This is a genomic window from Candidatus Zixiibacteriota bacterium, from assembly GCA_040753875.1.
Classification (GTDB): Bacteria; Zixibacteria; MSB-5A5; order GN15; family FEB-12; genus DATKJY01.
In genome coordinates this window covers 27,860-45,722 of the sequence record JBFMDV010000025.1, presented here as the reverse complement: position 1 = coordinate 45,722, position 17,863 = coordinate 27,860, and the positions used below count along the sequence as shown (strand labels likewise).

Here is a 17,863-nt window from a genome sequence, read left to right as displayed (position 1 = left end):
ATCTACAGCCCCTGCCGCCCACTATCAAGCTCAATAGTAGTAACCGTCCTGTACAGTGCTCACAGCCTCGTTGCGTACCCCACATAGCCGAGCCGATGTTCCGCTCCAAGTTTGACCCCACGGTCCGCCACCTTGACTCGTATGGTGCCGACGAGGTTTCCGGGCATACAGACAGAAAGCAGCCATTCCAGTTTTTTTCTCACCGGAGCACCCGGAAACAGGTGCGGGACCTGGCCGGGTCGGACATTCTCGATGACCAATTCATAACCAGAGTCGCATTCTCGAAACGACCTGCCAATGACCGCGGAACGTCCGAGTCGCGCCCCGCTTGACCCGAGTCGTTCCGTCAGGTGCAGCGGTATGGGGAACCCACGCTCGACATTCTCGATGAGCCGAAATCGCCAGGGGAAAAAATAATGAAGAATCCGCTCGACCAAGGCGGCATTGCCGGACCAGAAATGAAAGGTAGGGAGGATGCGCACCCAGGCCAATGATTCGGCCGTGTCGCCGCCGGAGCCCTCCAGGTGGCATTGGAACAGGCCGAGCAACCGCTCAAGGTGCCTTCGATCCGGCATACCAAGGTTGAATTTCATCGCCAGATTCTGAGCGATAGCGGCATGTCGTATCACGGAGCCGTCGAAAGGGGACTGGAGGGCGCGGGCACGTTCCTCCCAGTGCTCACCTCCCTGAAAGAACTGGTATGGCATGAAATCGACCGCACTCGAACATCCGATCTTGAGAGCGATACGAACGTCGTCTCGGAGCTCAGTTCCTGCTTGCGGGGTTTGCTCGTGGACTTCGCCCCGATAGTTGGCGTAGCGCCCAACGGCCATCAGGTCGACACGAGCCAGGTCGATCCCCAGCCCGGCCAGCGTACTCAATGCGGTGGTGAAATGAAAGGGCCGATGCCGGTCGCAAAACTCCGGCATCAGTGCCTGCGTCGTCTGACTCATGCCGCGGCAACCTCCACTGCGAACTGCGTGTTGACACCGGACCTGGCTTTGAGAAACGAATGCAGGCGGGATTTCAAAAGACGGGCCTCATCATGGGAATACAGATCATCAGCTCCCACTGATACGCGGACGCGGATACACCGGTGCACGCCTCGTTCGCCGCGCTCGACGCCGTTCTCGCAAACGACGTCTCGAATTCGCGGGTCGAATGTCTTCGCCCAATTCGCAATCTCATCAAACGTAAGGGCCCGGTTGCGGTTGCGCAGGCGGGCGCTCATCTCATCGACAACCTGTGCATCGGTCTTGGCCGGGATCGCTCCCGCGGTCGGGATCAGATTCTCGGCCGATTGGATACCGGGGTGGTTTTCATACAGTTCATTTATCTTGCCGGCCTCGATGCCGTTGGCGGCGGTTCCGGCAGTGATGGCATAGGTGACGGTCAGCGCATCGGGCGGCGACTCCAGGGTGTTAAAGAAATCAAACCAGAGGACCAGCCGGCGTTCGCGCTCTTCGACCGCATACTGCTGTTTACCGGTTTCACCGGTCATTTCGTGGCGGGGCTTATATTCGCGTCCCAGCGAGTCGGTTACCTGCGACAATTCGAGAATCTCACTGAGTTCTTCGGGGAGTTCGATCTCGATCAGACGGTTGCCGCCGGTGTGTTTGAACAAACGCAGTTCGTTCTTATTGAGGGCGATGAAGCTGTCCAGATAAAGCCCGATGGGAGGTTGTACCGCCAGCCTGTCGCCACCTCGCGGCAGCTCCAGGCGGATCCAGTAGTACCGGCGGTCGGGAGGAATCGGCGGGATGCCGGAGCGAGTCAGGCTGGTCCGGATCTCTTCCGGCGCTGCGCATACTTGCCAGTCGTTGGCGAACTGCTCCGGCAGGACGACAAAGTAATCCTCAAGAGATCGAAACAGATCGGCGGTTGTCCGCAGCCCGCCCCAGTCGGCGTCACCGTCAGTTTCGGGGAACAGATTTTCGATCGTGGTGGTGAGACCGGGGCAGAAGCAGCTCTGTTCATTGAACTGTCCGGTCCCGTTCGACGGATGCCAGTATGCCCACCGGAACTGCCGTGCGATCTCCCGCGATCCCTTGATGTACAAAGTGGCTTTGCGAAGCGCCGACGGCTGCCCGGCGAACTCGATCGCCGCGTATACGTTGGCGGTCTCCGAGCTGGTGGCACCGGCCATCACGCGAACGGGGCGCCCATCAGCCGATTGCATGAGGTCACGGGCGGAGCTACCATCAACATAAATCAAATGTCGGAGGTGTGCCGCCAAGAGTCTGGTTTTGCGTGTGGCGGAGAAGAAAAAGGTCTGGCCGCCATCACGGCGCTCGCGGTAGAAGAAGCGGGTGTATGGATCGATTTCTACCACCGGGTCTCGCGGTTGGCAGCGCATTACCGTGTAGGCCGGTACCGGCCAGCGCCGACTTTCCGGTACCACGGACTTGAGGAGCGCTTGTACGGCTTTGTCCCAGGTCTGATCGATACGGCTGTCGATCTGTGCGAGCTGACTCGCATACAGCTGCAGCATCATCCGAAGGATCGGGTCCATTCTTTCCGGTGACTCGGGAAACCGGTCGTTCCAGGAACGGAGTTCCCGGTGCATTTGTGAGAAAATTTCTTCGGCCGTTCGCGCGCGGTCGCTTGGAGAACCAGGAGGGGTCACAACGTTGTTATCCTACATTGAACGTTTCGTCGAACGGCTTCTCATCGCCATTGTCGCGATAGGTCCCGCTGACCTTGATCTTCATACCAAGTGGGTGCGTAGCATCCACCGCTTCCGTCGCGAAAGTCACCGAGACATTGTACAGGCGTTTTTCAAATCGATCGATGGCATTGCGGATTCCGGACCGGATGTCTGCCTTGTTCGACGTATACAGGTCCGAGTATTCCTTATCCCAAATCACACAGCCGAAGTCCGGTTGAAACGGAATGGTGCCGGGTCGGGTGGAAAGTATCAGCCCGATGGAGAGGCGGATGGATTGATGCAAATCCGCCCGGGACAGGTAGCCTTCGTTGAGTATCAGGGGAAGCGCGAGATAATCCATGGAGAATCAGTTTATCTGAACAATTCCGCCCTTGACAGTCACCTGCGCCGACGCCTGCATTTCCATGTTGGCGGTTGCCTTTTGAGTCAGGTTGGCGCCGGCTTCGATCTTCAGATCCGTCCCGGACTTGAGCCCGATATCCTGCTTGGTATTCAACTTGATGGTGTCGCCGTCGAGCGTAAGGTTCTTCCCCTTAATCGTGATATCTCCGTCTTTGCTCTCGATCATGATGGACGGACCGCTCACTTTCATGGTGATACTGTTCTTGCCGTCCTTTTGCAGGATCTCGACTTGCTCGTCGCCGTCAACATCGGTAAACCTGACAATGTTGCCGTTGCGAGTTTTGAATTCCTTGATCTTTACTTTGCCGCCTTCGAGAAAACTGCCCCCCGCTACGGCCGGTTTGTCTTTCCCATTATAGAGGCAGCCAATGACCACGGGGGAATCCGGATTCCCTTGTTCGAATCCGACCAGCACTTCGTCATCGACCTCAGGCATGAGAAACCATCCGCGCTCATTGCCGGCATCGGGCCAGGCGATGCGTAGGAATGGAGTGTCATTGTCGGGCAGCCAGGGGAGTTTGACTTTGACGCGGCCGAGTCCCTCAGGGTCATCGTTGTCGGTCACCAGACCGGTCTGCAGGTGCGTGATTGGGGGGAGCGAGGGGCTGTTATATGGGTGAGCCAAATCCAGCGGTGTCCCCTCGAACGTATTATGATATTTGCCGCTATCATCAATTGTGTGATGTACCTTATTTACCCAATAGGTGCCGTCGAACGCCGACCCCATTCCTTTTATCTTAGCGCAATGACCCACCGACAGCGCCGGAACAATACTGGTGCCGGTGCAGACGATCATGCGGCCAAGGACGTCACCTTTGCGGGCCAACAAGAGCGACTCCAACGTGCGTGTGTCCGGGACCTGCGGCTCCAGGGGTGAGGTGCCTGGATTTGTGTATATCTGTTTTGATGCGTCCGGTGATTTCTTGAGCATGCCCGATACGGACGGATATGAAGCTCCTGAGGATGCCGACACGATCTTCTTCTGGATATAGTCGAACGATTGTCCCTCAAACTGATAGGAACCGGTCCCGAGTCCAACGCTGAAGGCCCCAAGGGTCTCCCGCCAGACCAGCTCATCGGTGGTGGAACTGCCTGCCTTGGCGACCGCAAACTTGCGCCCATCGTAGAATGCAAACAGGCTATTCCCTCCGGCCAGACGACGGATGAACTGGTAATCGGTCTCACCATACTGAACGCAGAACTTCATTACACCAGAGGTGGAGGCCATGGCGCCGGACGTAATGGGGTACCGTTGTACGATGGCCCCCATGATGTCGCTGGCCGACTGCTCGTAATAAAAAGCGTTCCGCTGTGCGCCGTCCATGGCGATAGTGGGACTGTGGGCGGTGATCAGTACGCTGTTGAGCCCGTCAATGCTGTTGTCGACATCGACTTGAGTGACCACCCCGACAAACTCCAGCTCCCTCGATGCGTCGACCATGCCACCATGCGGTTTGATATTCAGCCCGACTGAGGCGCCCAGAAATCCGGCGAACGGGGTGGGGTCGGAGATATCGCGACCCGAGGCGGTCTGTGCGACGTGCAGCAGACGAACTTTGAGCACGTGGTGGGTGTGTGCATATTGGTCCAACTGCACGCTGGAGACGGTATGCTTCATCTCCTGGCCATTCAGGCGAATGGTGCAGATGGCCGCTGTCTGGATAAGCGGGGCGGACTGTTCTTCGGTCTGCTTGTCCATAGGGGGGACGTTCGCGGGGCGAAAGGGCATGAAAGTCCTGCCCTTTCGCCCTGAACTTCAGACTATTCTTCCCACCGGTTGTCGATTTCGGCGTCGCCGATCTTGACCTTGTGGGCGGAGATCTCGAAATACTCGCTCACCTGGTCATCCGGCCGATCTTTGATGTGCGGGATTATCTCTTCATATCGGGTGACAAATCCCTCCTCCCATGCCAACTCCTTCATGGTGGCGTCATTGGGGCTCTTGAAGAGGATTTTGCCGGCTTTCCATTTGGGCTGGCTGGAATCCATAGCCCAGCGGGCGACATCCACGTTTTCATCGGACTCACGCCACACTTTGATTACGCCGGCGTGGGCGCGATCGGCGGGGCGTCCGGTGTTGTCCTTGGACGTATACAGCTCCCACGATACCTGGTACACGTTCTTGTACGTGACGCCGTCGATTTGTAGTACTGGTCTCCGTGCCATCTTGAAACTCCTATGAGACTACGGTTTATGTTTACTTTCGTTCTGGTCGAATCTCACTTGTCTTTGACGCCGGTCTTGTTGTCCTCGTTCCAGGCCACGAACTCGATGTTGAAGCTCCGGGCCGGATACTTGGGGTTCAGACTTACCTTGACGTCGACTTCCTGGCGTTTGCGCATCTCTTCATCGGCGAAGATCTCGACCTTGTAATCCTGCAGGATGTTGTCGCCGCCAGAGATCGCTTTCATGAAGAGGTCGATATCCTTGCGCATCGTATCGATGAACTTCTGGTCGATGACCGTGAAAGTCTGCTTGTTGAGGTAGTTGCGCAATGTCTTGTAGACATAGTCGTAGGTGCGTCGGATCGAATAGACGTTGAACGTTTCCTTGGTGAACAGCGTTGCCGCGCCCATGGCGACCGCCGTGCCCTCGAAATCGACGAGCGGGTTGATCCCTTTCTCATTGATCTTGCTGGCATCCGGCTGATTGCATTTGAAGCGGAGATACTTGGCCTCGTTGATTTTGCCGTATTTGAAGCCGGCCATCGGCTGCTGCATGCCAATGGTTGTATCTCCCTGGTACATCTTGCCGGCCACAACTGCCGACGGGGGAATCCACATGTCGTCGGATTCGTACTGGTTGGCGCTGCGTGCCAGGACGTAGTTGGCAAATACCGACACATACTGCTTGTAGTTGTCGATGCCGGGGAGGTTGGCGTAGTTGGGGTCCTCCAGCATGTCCATGACCTCTTCGAATTTCTCGAAATTCGGGAGGTCCGTGAGCACGTGCACCTTGTTCGGCAAGCCAAGTTGGCGGGCGAAGGTGTCGATGTTCTCGACACTACCGAGGTAGCCCGGCACGACCGCCATAGCAAAACACTCCTTGATGCTCCACTCGCGGTACAGGTCCGCCACGGCTTTGGCCAGCTTCTCGAATTTCTCCTTGTCGTCGGGGTTGGAAAGCTCTTCGGCGCTGACATTGGCGAAAAAGACGTTCACTTTTTCGTCCGGCTCCTGTTGGGCGTTGGCGAAGAACTTGTCGATCGCCCGGTAGGTAGTCTCAATCTCACGACTGGCCTCGTGGACCCGGCGCATGTTCTTGGAGAGATTCTGCTCGAGCTTGGCGGCTCCTTCAGCCAGGTCCTTTCGGATGGCGTCCAGATTGTCCGACTTGCCGAGGTTCTCAACCCAGATTTTGAGTCGTTCCTTCAGCAAGGAACGCTGTTTGGCGAACTCCTTCTTGGTGAGAAACTCTTTTCGTTGGAAGTCTTTTTTTGGATCGAGCCATTCGACCCCGCGCACGAGGTCGCCATCGGCCGTCTTGAACGACGGCAGTAATGCAGCCAGTTTGCTAAAATCGCCGAAGGAATCGCCGAGCATGGAGGCGAATTCCTTGTCGGACATTTTCTCAGCGAGTGGCTTTTCCTGTTGAGCCTGGCCGGCATCGGCGGCCTGCGGCTGAAGTTTTTCCTGATCACCCATGATTTAACTCCCTTTCCATCACTCGCTGAGAAGGTCTATGTAGTACCTGGCCACTTTGAGAAGCGCTTCCTTTTTCTTCTTGTCTTCGAGCGTCTTCTTCAGGGCGTTGTTCTTCTTGAGCTGAGTCTCCAGATCGTCCATCATCGCTTTGCCGTAGTAGGTCTTGGAAAGATGGTCGTTCTTTTCGATCAACTCCTTGGACGTGAAGTCCTTCATGGCGCGGATCTCGAAGGTCGCATTGACCTGCTGTCCTTCGGGGTCCTCCATCTCGGCGGAGAACTCCGGGCGGAACTTCTCGAACACTTCTTTCAGATTGCTGCAGCGGGTGGGCGTGACGTCTGCGTCCTGTTCGCTGTTCAGCTTTGCCGCATACAGAATCTTGTTGGAGGGCAGGAGCTCGACCGGAATGGAATCATCCTTCTTGACTCGCTCCGATGCGCCCAGAATGAATTTGGCCATATGGGCCTCCCGTGCACTATGCCTTTGACGTTTGCTCTTTCTTGGTGAATACGTAAGCATCGTTGATCACATCGATCATGACATGGTCCCCCGATGCCACCGTTCCGGTAATAATATCCACGGACAACTTATTGATGATGTCTTTTTCAATAATGCGCTGAATGGGGCGGGCGCCGAGCTCGAACGTATAGCCGTCACGGGCCAGTTTCGCTTTGGCGGCCGGGCTCAGGGTGGCATCGATATCCTGATCCTTCAGCATCGCCTTCAGATTGTTGAACTCCAACCCTGCAATCACCTCCACCTGCTCCGGCTTAAACGAATGGTAAACGATGATGTCGTTGAGGCGATTCAACAGTTCGGGGCGGAACTTTTTGAACAGGAAATTGCGGACCGCATCCATGTCCACCTCGCGTCCCTCACGGTCTGCGTCGAGGATCATATCCGCCGCGTAGTTGGAGGTGAGGACAACCATGCAGTTGGAGAAATCCACTGTGCGCCCCTGTCCATCGGTGAGACGGCCGTCATCGAGCAACTGGAGCAGGATGTTGAACACATCCGGATGTGCCTTTTCGGTTTCGTCAAACAAAACGATAGAGAACGGTTTGCGCCGCACGGCTTCGGTAAGCAGTCCGCCTTCTTCGTACCCAACATAGCCGGGCGGAGCGCCGATCATTTTGGCTACCGAGTGGCTTTCCATGAATTCGGACATGTCCAGTCGCACCATGGCGTTCTTGTCATCGAACAAAAACTCGGCCAGAAGCTTGGGCAGATACGTCTTGCCGGTGCCGGTAGGGCCAAGAAACAGGAATGAGCCGACCGGCCGATATGCGAGTTTCAATCCGGCTCGAGCCTTGCGAACGGCGTTGGCAATAGCCTTGATGGCTTTATCCTGTCCGATAATGCGTGCAGATAGGAATTCTTCCATTTTGAGCAGGCGGTCTTTCTCGGCTGTCCGCATCTTGGAGAGGGGGATGCCGGTGCGGCGTGCGACCACGGCAGCGATATCGGCATCATCGACCTTTTTCTCAAGCGATTCAACAACGCCCTTGAGAGTATTGAAGGTGGAGATCTTCTCCTGAAAGTCCTTTCTCGTGGCTTCGAGGTTGAAGGGAGTTTTGCTCATGAGGCCACCCCCGTTTCCGTTGGCAGTCGGTGTGCCCAGAACCCTTTGAACCGTTCGAATTGGCGGGAAAACTCTTCGTACGCCGCAGTTAGCTTCTCGTGCGGACCGGGTTCTTTGGCCGGGTCTTTACCGTCGCATGCCGCGATAAGTTTTTCGATTTCCGTTATCTGCGATGCTATGGCCGGGATGGCCGTTTTGGCAAATTCTTCTTTCACACAGAATTCCGAGCCGGCCTCATCGACGATGTCCAGAGCGATATCCGGCAAGTTGCGTTCGCTCAAATATCGTTGGGCGTATTTGACGGAACCAATTATCGCAGCCTCGGTGTAGGCGATGCGATGATGGGATTCGTATTTTGGTATGACGCCACGGACAATGCGCACCGCCTCATCGAAATTGGGGGGTGCCACTTTGACCCGCTCGAAGCGGCGGTCGAGCGCCTTGTCTTTTTCAAGATGCTTGGTGTATTCTTCTTCCGTAGTGGCGCCGATAAGGCGGATCTGTCCGCGAGCGAGCGGCGGCTTGAGTAAATTGGCGGCATCCATGCCACCGCCGCCACCGGTGCCTGAGATGGTGTGGATTTCGTCGATGAACAAAATGATCTTGCCGGCTGATTTGACAACCTCGCCCACCAGGCTCTTGAACCGTTCTTCGAATTCCCCTTTATATTTGGCGCCGGCGACCAAAGCCCCCATATCGACTTGCATCATTTTGACATCTTCCAGCGCCTTCGGTACCCGTTTTTCGATTACGGCTTGAGCAAACCCTTCGACGATGGCGGTCTTGCCGACACCGGCACCTCCCACTAATACCGGGCTGTTTTTGCGTCGGCGAAGCAGAATTTGGATAACCTGCTGGACTTCCTTCTCGCGGCCCACACAGGGATCAAACTCGCCTGCGGCCGCCTGGTTCGTGAGATCGATACAGTATCGTAACGTGCCGGCTACCTCGCCTTTGGATTCTTCGTCAACCCCGCCCGCAGCGGAGACCGAACCGGCAATCTGTGCTACTGATTTGCTGTCGGCGATGGCACGGTAAATGTCCTCTTTGACTATATCGAGTTTGTCGCGGAGATAGCCCGACAGCTTGGATTTGGGATCGAAGATGGCGATGAAGATATGGTGCGGCTCGACCAGGGCATCGTACAGGCGCGCTTTTTCATCGGACGCCTGTTGAAGAACTTCCTGAACAGGCGGGGAGACCGTGAGGCTGTCCCGAGCGGAGCTCTTGGACGGCTGCTCTTTGAGAAACTCCTCTACAGTGGATTCGACCCAATTACGGTTTTTGCCAAGCTGGTTGATTATAGACTCAACCTCGGTCCCTTCATGCCGGATGGTGGCGATGAGCAGATGTTCGATATAGATTTCGGGGTGGCGGAAAGAGGCGGCAATTTCCCGGGCGTTTTTGATAACGGCTCGCGAATCGGAGGAATAATTGGCAATATCCATATGGCCGTTTTCCGTTCTCTAAAAATGTCTTGATGCGGTCCCCGCGTGAGTTGATACCGATGCTCGCTAATCTTCACGTCGGGGTATAGATTGTACTCATCGCCCTATCGAAAGTCAAGTCTTTTATGCTTTTAGCCCCTTACATTCGCCATTCTTGGAAGGACTTTCTACTGGCTCGTCTCGCTCTCCATTAGATTAATCCAGCGATTCGACTTCAGCAATCGTTTAATCTCTGCGTCCTTTTCGGACTCGTCCATTTTGAGAAACGCGTTTTCGTTCATGAAGCGTTCGTCGTCTGTTTCGTCAAGTGAAAGTAACTGCCGCATGAGCAGGTAGGCATCATCGCACACCCGCCGGGGAGCCGGCTTCTCATCGGGGAACGCGAACGGATTGGGAGGAGTCTGCGGTCGGGTGTCTTTGAGCATCTCTTCCAGCAGCTTGGCCAATCTTACCTGCATTTCTAAATGGCTGGTTACCGCTGTCTGCATGTCCCAGACGTAATCATCCGGCTTTTGCGTGGCGAGTGCATCGAGCAGCGATGGAAGTCCCAACACCCCAAGTCGTAGCAAGACAGTCGAGGCTTTCTGCCTGGTACCGACGGCATCGACATGAGCCAGTTGCACCACTTCCGATGGGTCCTTAAGCGACCTTTCGACAATACTTGTCGCAAGAGAGTCCAAAGCGGGATCGTCCGGCCCTTTGGCTTCCTGGATTGTCTGAGAAATTCCTTTGTATGGCATCTGGTTACCTCCTCTGTCCCGTTCTGAACAGCCGGTGAGAACGGCAAGCAAAGCTGATGCGAGTGCCAACCCGTACCCAAGCCCTGCAGTCCGTGCTTTCATAATAAAATCAAATCCTAGTCAGGTCGATGCATGTCGGCGGGCTGAGTGAAGTCAATAAACTCGATACCCATATCGCCTTCCCGCCAAATCACGATTGGCCGTTCGCTTGGCAGATTCCAGGCTGTTCCACCAGGACTGATGGTTATTCTGACGGTTGTAGGTCAGCCATCGGTGCATCCAATAAGCCGTGGTCTCCATGGGGTAGGCTTCGGCAGTCGTGAAATAGGCGAATCGCGTAGTCGGCGGATTGTCGCGTCCCCAGTTCTTATATCCGGCCCCGCGTACAATCTCCCGGAAGTGGAGACGGGAGCTGCATCCGAAGTGACAGAAGCACCGGCAGCGCATATCAGTTGCGCCGATATCGTAGGGGGCGCCCAGGCTTTCGGTCCAGTTGGCGTACATGAGCACGTGCTGTTCTCCGAGTATGCGGCATCCGTAGTACTGTTGACTCGGAGACTCGTAGTATGGCGCGACATACCCGACGGCATCACCTGGAAGGGATACGCGGGAAAGCGACCGTCGAGCATCAGGATGCCGATCTCTCGTCGCCGGAAGGCCATCCTCAACCGCGACGGGGTAGCACTCATATTGATGCGTTTCAATATCGTGGAATGAGACCGGCACAAACGGGTACGCGAGCCGATAGATGCCGTTGTCCGGCCCGGTACCGCATTCCCAGTGCTCGCCCGTGACCGGGACGGCGCCACTGTATTGATGAAAGGCGCTCCCTCGTCCGTAGCGGGAGTGACCGCCATAGATAACCTGTGTATCCTCGCGCTCGAGGGCCTGTTTAAGGGCCTGCTTTGAGTACACGATCTCGATCGTGAAATGGACGCGCTGGACGTCGTTGGTGTATTCCGATGATGTCTCCGAATTGACGATATACTCGTTGGACTCGTTGCCGGGCACATCGCGGAGGTGTTCCCGAAGGTAATCATGAAACAGCGTCCCCATGGCATCTCGGAACTGCCTGATCAGCCATCGAATGTACGGTTCGTCCGCTGCATCCGGCAGTGGAGTCGCGGTTGCGGTCTGAATCTCGGCACGGATGCTCTGGTAGGTCGCGTTCGTCGGGTTGGCTTCGAGAGTGGAAGCCCATCGGTCGTAGTTGCCGCCACGGGCACGAACATCGCTCTCATGAAAATCACATCCCTGAGCGTACACGGTGTGCCGCTCTTCGTATGCGTCCAGTAATAACGCTGGTGCACCGGTAGTGATCGAGTCGCCGCCGCTCATCCGATCTGCTGCACTCCCTTGACGTTCTTGAACTTGATCGTGCACCGGCCAGGCGGAACATCATCGAGACGCGCGTACCCTCTGGCGTCCAACTGGCCGTCCTTAGTCGTACCGTCGGGAAGCGTCACCGTGAATGGTTCGTCCTTTTTTGGCTTGCCGTCCTTGTCAACCAGTCGGATTTCCAGAAAGTCCTTGAATTCGAGCAAACCTGATTCCTGTTTCTTTCCGAACTCTTCGTCCCCCACCGTAATTGTAAAGAAATACTCAGGTGGGTTATAGCCTCGGCCGTACTTCTGTAGCTCTTGTTCGGTCGGAATCTCATCGGTATCCTCAAAATACTGATACGCCCAGTCAAGCCTAAGCTGGTGGCTTTTCACTACCCCTTTCAACTCGGCGATCTTGTCGTGAATGCTGTCGCGATCGTACTCGTATACGGTGACTTTTGCCTCGGTGTCATCGACAACGCCGCGAATATCCGCAGATAGCGTCAGAACGTCTCCGCGTCGTGCCTCGTTGGCGCTCCATTTCATGTTGGTGATCGTTACACAGGGGCGGACCGGGATGAGGTCAGATTCACCCTTGAGTCCATGCTTAGACAACTCGACTTCGAAATACACTTTGTCGCCGGGCTCAAGGTCGGCCGGGATATCAAATGAACCGATGTAGGAATTGCTTACAATTGTGTCTTTGACCTTGCCGAGTTTCTTGCCTTTCTCGGATTTGCCGGTCATTTGAATGGATGCGCCGCTGCCGACAAACGCGGTCTGGACACGAAATGCGGCCTTCTGCCCTGCATACGCCACGCCGCCGAGCCAGCTTGCATCGACTAACTGCGATTCCAGTTTGACCTTGTGCGCGGTGTCGGTCGATTTATCGAATTTGAGGCCCATAACAGTGATAGTTCTCTTACTTCTTTGGCGGCGGTGTCAAGGCAGCGGCCATCTGATCCATTTCCAGGGCGATGGTCTTGATCGTCTTTTTGGTGAACGTTCCTGTGAAAACATAGCCGACTCCATCGATAAGCAGATACAGGCATTTGCCAAAGCGGGGTGTATTGTCGGCAGGAACCCATTTGTAGACCAATTCCCATGCCTCACGACCGCCAGGGAGCTGTATCGCATCATCTTTGACCTTCTCCGCAGCCTGCAGCGATGCCATCGTGGCCGCGATCCGATCGCGGGCGAACTCGGCCACCGCATCGGACACGGGGGAGTCATCGATAGTGAGGGTGATGATATGTTGAAGGTCGCCGTCATCCGGACCGACGAAACTGTATATTGTGCGGTCCTCCCAACCGTCGGGGAGGGCGAGACTGAACGAATAGGGGACTGTTTTCATAACTCACCGCGTCAACGAATGCTCAGCAGTTCGGTTCGGGTGGCGATGAACACCGTTCCATTGGATGCCACGACAGGCGCCGCGGTAATGATGTCCTGGGTATCGAACTGGTATACGATTTCGCCCGACGCGGCAATATGGTAGAGCGAAGCTCCTGCACAGACCAAGAGCGAACTGTCGGCCAGTCGGGCCGCAAAGCGAGCAGGTGCATCCTTCGATTCGAACAGCAAGGTGAAGCTTTCATTCTTACGGATAAAGATACTGTTTGAAGTGACCGCCAGGACAGTGGCGTCATCGCCCACGATCGTCGGCTGTGTGTCGTTCCATCGAGCGAACGAGAGAGGGAGGCCCCACCGCCAGAGTTCCTTGCCTTCGAGGTCGAGCGCAATCATCATCGGCTGCCCTTTCACAGATCCCGTGACGTAGAGTCGGCCGGCAGCATCAGCGCTGGCGGTCACCGGATTCTCAACCGGTACAGGCACGCGGCTTATTAGTTTGCCGGTCAGAGCATCTATCCGGACGATATCAGCAGGAAACACCACGAGTTGCCCGATCTCAGGAATAAAGAGCGGGGTCAGTGCCTGGGTGCCGTCGAATTCATGTTCCCAGATCGAGACGCGGTCGCCGTATTTCACCCCCTCGGCATAAACCTGTGGCGCCGGGCCGTGTGGCCCGCCGAGGTATTGAACGACCGCCACAAAATCATCAGTGCGGGGGACCAGCAGAGTAACCGGGAACTCATTGCTCATCGATTCCGGGATATAGGCGTTGGTCAACGACGTCTCGCCGCGCTGATTGATCGCCGTCAGCCGATTGTTGAGGTCCTGGTAGTATAGGATAGCATCACGGCCCACCGGTGAAGAGCCGTATGCCTTGGACTTCTGCAGGACCATTTTGCCATCGAGCGAGTATGTCAGCAGTTCCGACGGCGCGTCTACGACCAGGCTTTGATCCCACATGAACAGGTGTCTTACCTGTCCGGCTGCAGCAGCCGGAAGAGGCTGCTTCCAGGCGAGTTCACCTGTGCGGGCGGCGGCATGAGATAAGCTGGAGGCTCGGCGGAAGCCGCCCCAATATGTGGCATATGTCGGTTGTTCCATCTTCGCTCCTTCGGTTGGCCCTCGGCGCCCCGCCCCGATGGCTGCAGGTGTGTCGCCAAGAAGCAACGCGGTTGCGGTGAACCAAAGCGCGTATGGCCGCAGAATGTTCGTACGCATATAACGCCCGTGGCTCACTGATTTCGAAAGACGAACGGTCCGTTTGCAACCGCCGGTTGTTTGATCCAGTCAACCAGCGGCGACAGGTCGGCGGAGGTGAGATCGGCCGTTCCGGACGTCTTTCCAAAAAAATAACAAATGATCTTCTTGTTATCAACATTGCTTCCGACCGTGATCGCGTTCCCTGCCGGCGCAAAATTTGTGGAGCCATCCCGCGTAACGGTCACCGTAAAATGTGTCCCGGCCGGTGCAGCGCCCCCGGTCACAACGTAATGCGGCATAAATCGAACATGCACGTTGGCGAAATCATTGGCCGCATTGGTGCATTCGAGACGATATTTCTTGTCCAGCATAATCTGCAGATCTTGTTCCAGCGCTCCCAGCCACTGGCGCCTCCTCGCCGCCGACCATTTCTTGGCCGGATCGACCGCGTCGCCGTCGACGAATTTTGCGCACACGTTCGTGCGAACGACCAGAAGCCCCCGATAGGTCTGGCCGGCGGTCAGCAGCCGGGCGAATTCGTCGTCGCCCAATTTGTACAGGAGCAGATCGTTGGTCGCGGAGCCGCCGAAGTTATGTGGGAGCGCGCTGAACGCCGGTTTGTATATGTTGCGATATTTGCTGTTCGTCAGGTCGAACGCCAGGTCCTTGTGTATCAGTTTGAAGGTCGTACCGTTCAAGAACTGCACCAGCGTTTTCCCCGGTTTTCCTTCATCATGCAGCCAGTTGACGAAACCCCAGAAGTGACGCATGCGCAGCGCGTGGTTGCCGGTCATGAGCGACAACTCATCGATTGAGTACGGCATGCCGGGATAATACTGGCTGTACTCCGGCAGACCGGGAAAGCCGGACAAACGCCCGACATATTCATCGTCGCGACCCGAGGCGTGCCCGAGTTCATGGGCGACAGTCAGCCGCTTGGTTTTGCTGCCGTCATAATCGGCGACATTGTTGAGGGGATCATCCGGGTCGCCGGGTGCGCTTCCGTATGGTTTGGCTTCATCGTCGTAGCCGCTGTGGCGAAACTTGGCCGTGTTGATGGACATGGAACTTCCCTGTGCGTCACTGACCAGCCTGACTATGCACTTGTGAGCACCTCCGCGGGTCACCGGTGTCGCCCCGACAACCGTGTCCAGCTTGGCTTCGAATAATGCGCCGATCTTGACGATCATGTCCAGCGGTCCGGCCAGTTTCTCCAGCTGGTAGTCCTTGACCGTGTGACGCACCATCGCATTCTCCATCCCCTTTTGTTCGAAATTGGTCTTGTCCGCCGCCAGGCCGCCGGCCGCAACGTCCACATTGAAACGGCAGTTCCAATAAAGAAGCAGCCCGCTGATGATCTTATTGCTATCGACCGCCAGACCATGCATGTAGACAAGGTCGAAATGGCCGCAGTCTTTGGCAACATAATCATTGGTGATATCCGCGCTGCCGCCAGAGCCAAGGAACTCTTTAGCCAGACCGGCGGCAGCATCGTTCAGCATAGCCGCCCGGGCCCCCAGCACGTGCTTGGTGGCGTCGAACGTTGCATCCACAGTCGTCCGTTTCCCGGAGACAAAATAGAAGCCGTTGCAGAACACGACCAGTGAGGCGAGAGGCGGCGTATCCGTAAGGAGGTTCTGTGCAAACGGTACATCGCTCCAATAGACCGCGTTGGCTCGTGGCTTGAACACCTTCAGCTTGAATTTGTCGGCTGCATCCGGATGAATCATGGAAAGCCGTGAATGTTCGGAGAGGTCTTTTGCAGCGCCTGTATTGTCCCGGTCCGATAAAATCTGACTGCCGGCGCCATTTACCAGCACGATATCGTCGAGCGAAAAAAGAAGCGGCTTGTCGGGCGCGGTGACATTGGTGCCGAACGGCTTGAGCTTCTTGTCGGTCTTCAACACTTTCTCGAACCGCTCGCCGGTCGCCATGTTGCCGTCGAACCGGGTCCAGTAGTTCTGTGACGACCAGTGTATCGGCAGGTCGTAGTATTTCAGTCGCGTTTCAAAAGAGAGCTTTGTGATTTTTGTCGGGTCTTCAGTAACCAGTTTCGGCGAAGCCCCTGCATTTTCCGTAAAGACCCATTGCTTGTCCGTACGGAACTCGAAGTGTATCGTTTTGCGATTCGGGTCGTTGAGCGGCGTTTTGAACTGCAGTTTGAGCGCGTATACCACTGACTCCCCTTTTGTGATTGTCTCGCGCGCACACGGGATCTCCTCGGTGCCGTTCTCGATCGCGACGATGGTCAGCCCATCGGGAACGTCGCGCAGCTTGTTCGCAATCCGGTCGTAGAATTTGAAACTGAGATGGTACATTACGGCATACAGGTCGCTTGGATCGATATACAACGGGATAAAATGATAACCGTGATAAAGCGGGCAATCCTTCTCTTTGTGGACCGCACTAATGTCTTTGGGGCAGTTAAGGACCGGCGCTTCGTCGGCATCGAAAAACAGGATCTCAACCCGGCGATTGGCCTGCGAGCGATAGTTGGATTTTTCTTTGTCTTTGATGGGGAACGACTCCCCGCACGCCACGTACGGTTTTGAATCCTCGACAAAGAAGATCGTCTCCTTGCGCCGTTTGTCCAACTGCTCCGGGCTGTCCTGCAGCACGCCGCACAGATCGTCGTTGTACAGATCGTAGGCGGCTTCCCACAGTTCCACCGGCCAGCGCTTCTGTCCGTCGGATTTGACCTTCTTCACGGTGTCATCGGCCAGCCGGGGTGTTCCTTTCTTGTCGGCGAATTCGGTGTTGTAGTATTGCACGAAATTGGACAGCGCCTTCTCCGTGTCGGTGTCCCAGGAGTTGTCAACCGCGCCCGGGTTGCACGGCCATTTGCGGGTCTTAAACGTCCATTTCAATATCTGCTGGTGGTCTTCAACCTTCTGCTTTTTGTGGCATACCTTGGCCCATTCGGTCCGCTCGCCAATAAGCAGGTATAACACGTTCTGGGCACGGAGCTCGGACAATTCGAAATTGTATTTTGCATCGCCGGACGTATCGGTGTGACCAGCCAGGACGATCTTCTGCTTAGGATTGAACTCGAATTGCTTGAACACCAGCGCCAGTGCCTTGACGCCGCTTACCTTGGCCTGCGACTGATCCGCCCCCCCTCCCTCAGCAGATGATTTCCCCTCCGGATTCTCGGGCATCATCACGGCGCTGTTGTGATGAAACAGCGCGTCCTCCATCTCCAGGATGTGGACGTTGATTTTCTTGAGCGCGACTTCCCATTTCCGATGAGAAACGGGGCTGAAAGTGGCGAGCAGTTCGCGAAAGGCTACTTTGGTTTCGGTTGGATCGGCCATAGCGTTTCTCGAAGGTGGCGCCTTGCGAGACTATTTTCGAGGGTCTACTTTGACCTGCACCAGTCCGGGGGGCAAGTTCTCAATCTTGGCATATCCGTTGCCGTCGAGTTTCCCCTTGCGCACCTCGCCGTTCGGCAGGAACACCTGATATTCCTTGTTGGCCAGCGGCTTGCCATCGGCGTCCTTATAT

At 55.9% G+C, this 17,863-nt stretch carries 15 protein-coding genes; all 15 read right to left on the bottom strand.

Annotated elements, in window-relative coordinates; translation table 11 throughout:
- Positions 1 to 59: 59 nt before the first annotated feature.
- Complete coding sequence (locus AB1644_09220; GenBank protein ID MEW6051223.1) at positions 60 to 953, bottom strand: type VI secretion system baseplate subunit TssG; 894 nt, start codon at positions 951 to 953, stop codon at positions 60 to 62.
- A complete protein-coding gene (locus tag AB1644_09215) occupies positions 950 to 2,512 on the bottom strand; it encodes a hypothetical protein (protein ID MEW6051222.1) in 1,563 nt (520 codons plus the stop codon). Before AB1644_09215 ends, AB1644_09220 begins: the two co-directional genes overlap by 4 nt.
- Positions 2,513 to 2,633: 121 nt before the next feature.
- On the bottom strand, positions 2,634 to 3,008 hold the full coding sequence (locus AB1644_09210) for a GPW/gp25 family protein (protein MEW6051221.1): 375 nt from the start codon (positions 3,006 to 3,008) through the stop codon (positions 2,634 to 2,636).
- Positions 3,009 to 3,014: 6 nt separating this feature from the next.
- A complete protein-coding gene (locus AB1644_09205) occupies positions 3,015 to 4,769 on the bottom strand; it encodes a phage baseplate assembly protein V (protein MEW6051220.1) in 1,755 nt (584 codons plus the stop codon).
- Between the two features lie 62 nt (positions 4,770 to 4,831).
- Positions 4,832 to 5,236 carry a type VI secretion system tube protein TssD gene (gene tssD, locus AB1644_09200; GenBank protein MEW6051219.1) on the bottom strand — a complete coding sequence of 135 codons (405 nt, stop codon included), beginning with the start codon at positions 5,234 to 5,236 and terminating at the stop codon, positions 4,832 to 4,834.
- A 53-nt stretch (positions 5,237 to 5,289) separates the two neighbouring features.
- Positions 5,290 to 6,714, bottom strand: coding sequence for a hypothetical protein (locus tag AB1644_09195; protein MEW6051218.1), 1,425 nt, complete (start codon positions 6,712 to 6,714; stop codon positions 5,290 to 5,292).
- A gap of 18 nt (positions 6,715 to 6,732) precedes the next feature.
- On the bottom strand, positions 6,733 to 7,173 hold the full coding sequence (locus AB1644_09190) for a type VI secretion system contractile sheath small subunit (GenBank protein ID MEW6051217.1): 441 nt from the start codon (positions 7,171 to 7,173) through the stop codon (positions 6,733 to 6,735).
- Between the two features lie 16 nt (positions 7,174 to 7,189).
- Positions 7,190 to 8,296 carry an AAA family ATPase gene (locus tag AB1644_09185; GenBank protein MEW6051216.1) on the bottom strand — a complete coding sequence of 369 codons (1,107 nt, stop codon included), beginning with the start codon at positions 8,294 to 8,296 and terminating at the stop codon, positions 7,190 to 7,192.
- Positions 8,293 to 9,744, bottom strand: coding sequence for an AAA family ATPase (locus tag AB1644_09180; GenBank protein ID MEW6051215.1), 1,452 nt, complete (start codon positions 9,742 to 9,744; stop codon positions 8,293 to 8,295). The genes AB1644_09185 and AB1644_09180 overlap by 4 nt, the downstream gene beginning before the upstream one ends.
- A 167-nt stretch (positions 9,745 to 9,911) precedes the next feature.
- Entirely contained in the window at positions 9,912 to 10,586 is a 675-nt protein-coding gene (locus AB1644_09175) for a hypothetical protein (GenBank protein MEW6051214.1), read from the bottom strand.
- Positions 10,587 to 10,637: 51 nt separating this feature from the next.
- Positions 10,638 to 11,822, bottom strand: a complete 1,185-nt coding sequence (locus tag AB1644_09170; GenBank protein ID MEW6051213.1) for a hypothetical protein — start codon at positions 11,820 to 11,822, stop codon at positions 10,638 to 10,640.
- On the bottom strand, positions 11,819 to 12,712 hold the full coding sequence (locus AB1644_09165; protein MEW6051212.1) for a hypothetical protein: 894 nt from the start codon (positions 12,710 to 12,712) through the stop codon (positions 11,819 to 11,821). Before AB1644_09165 ends, AB1644_09170 begins: the two co-directional genes overlap by 4 nt.
- 16 nt (positions 12,713 to 12,728) lie before the next feature.
- Positions 12,729 to 13,160 (bottom strand): DcrB-related protein, encoded by a 432-nt coding sequence (locus tag AB1644_09160; protein ID MEW6051211.1) that lies wholly within the window; start codon positions 13,158 to 13,160, stop codon positions 12,729 to 12,731.
- A gap of 11 nt (positions 13,161 to 13,171) precedes the next feature.
- On the bottom strand, positions 13,172 to 14,260 hold the full coding sequence (locus AB1644_09155; GenBank protein ID MEW6051210.1) for a hypothetical protein: 1,089 nt from the start codon (positions 14,258 to 14,260) through the stop codon (positions 13,172 to 13,174).
- A gap of 131 nt (positions 14,261 to 14,391) precedes the next feature.
- Complete coding sequence (locus tag AB1644_09150; protein MEW6051209.1) at positions 14,392 to 17,673, bottom strand: OmpA family protein; 3,282 nt, start codon at positions 17,671 to 17,673, stop codon at positions 14,392 to 14,394.
- Positions 17,674 to 17,863 lie beyond the last annotated feature (190 nt).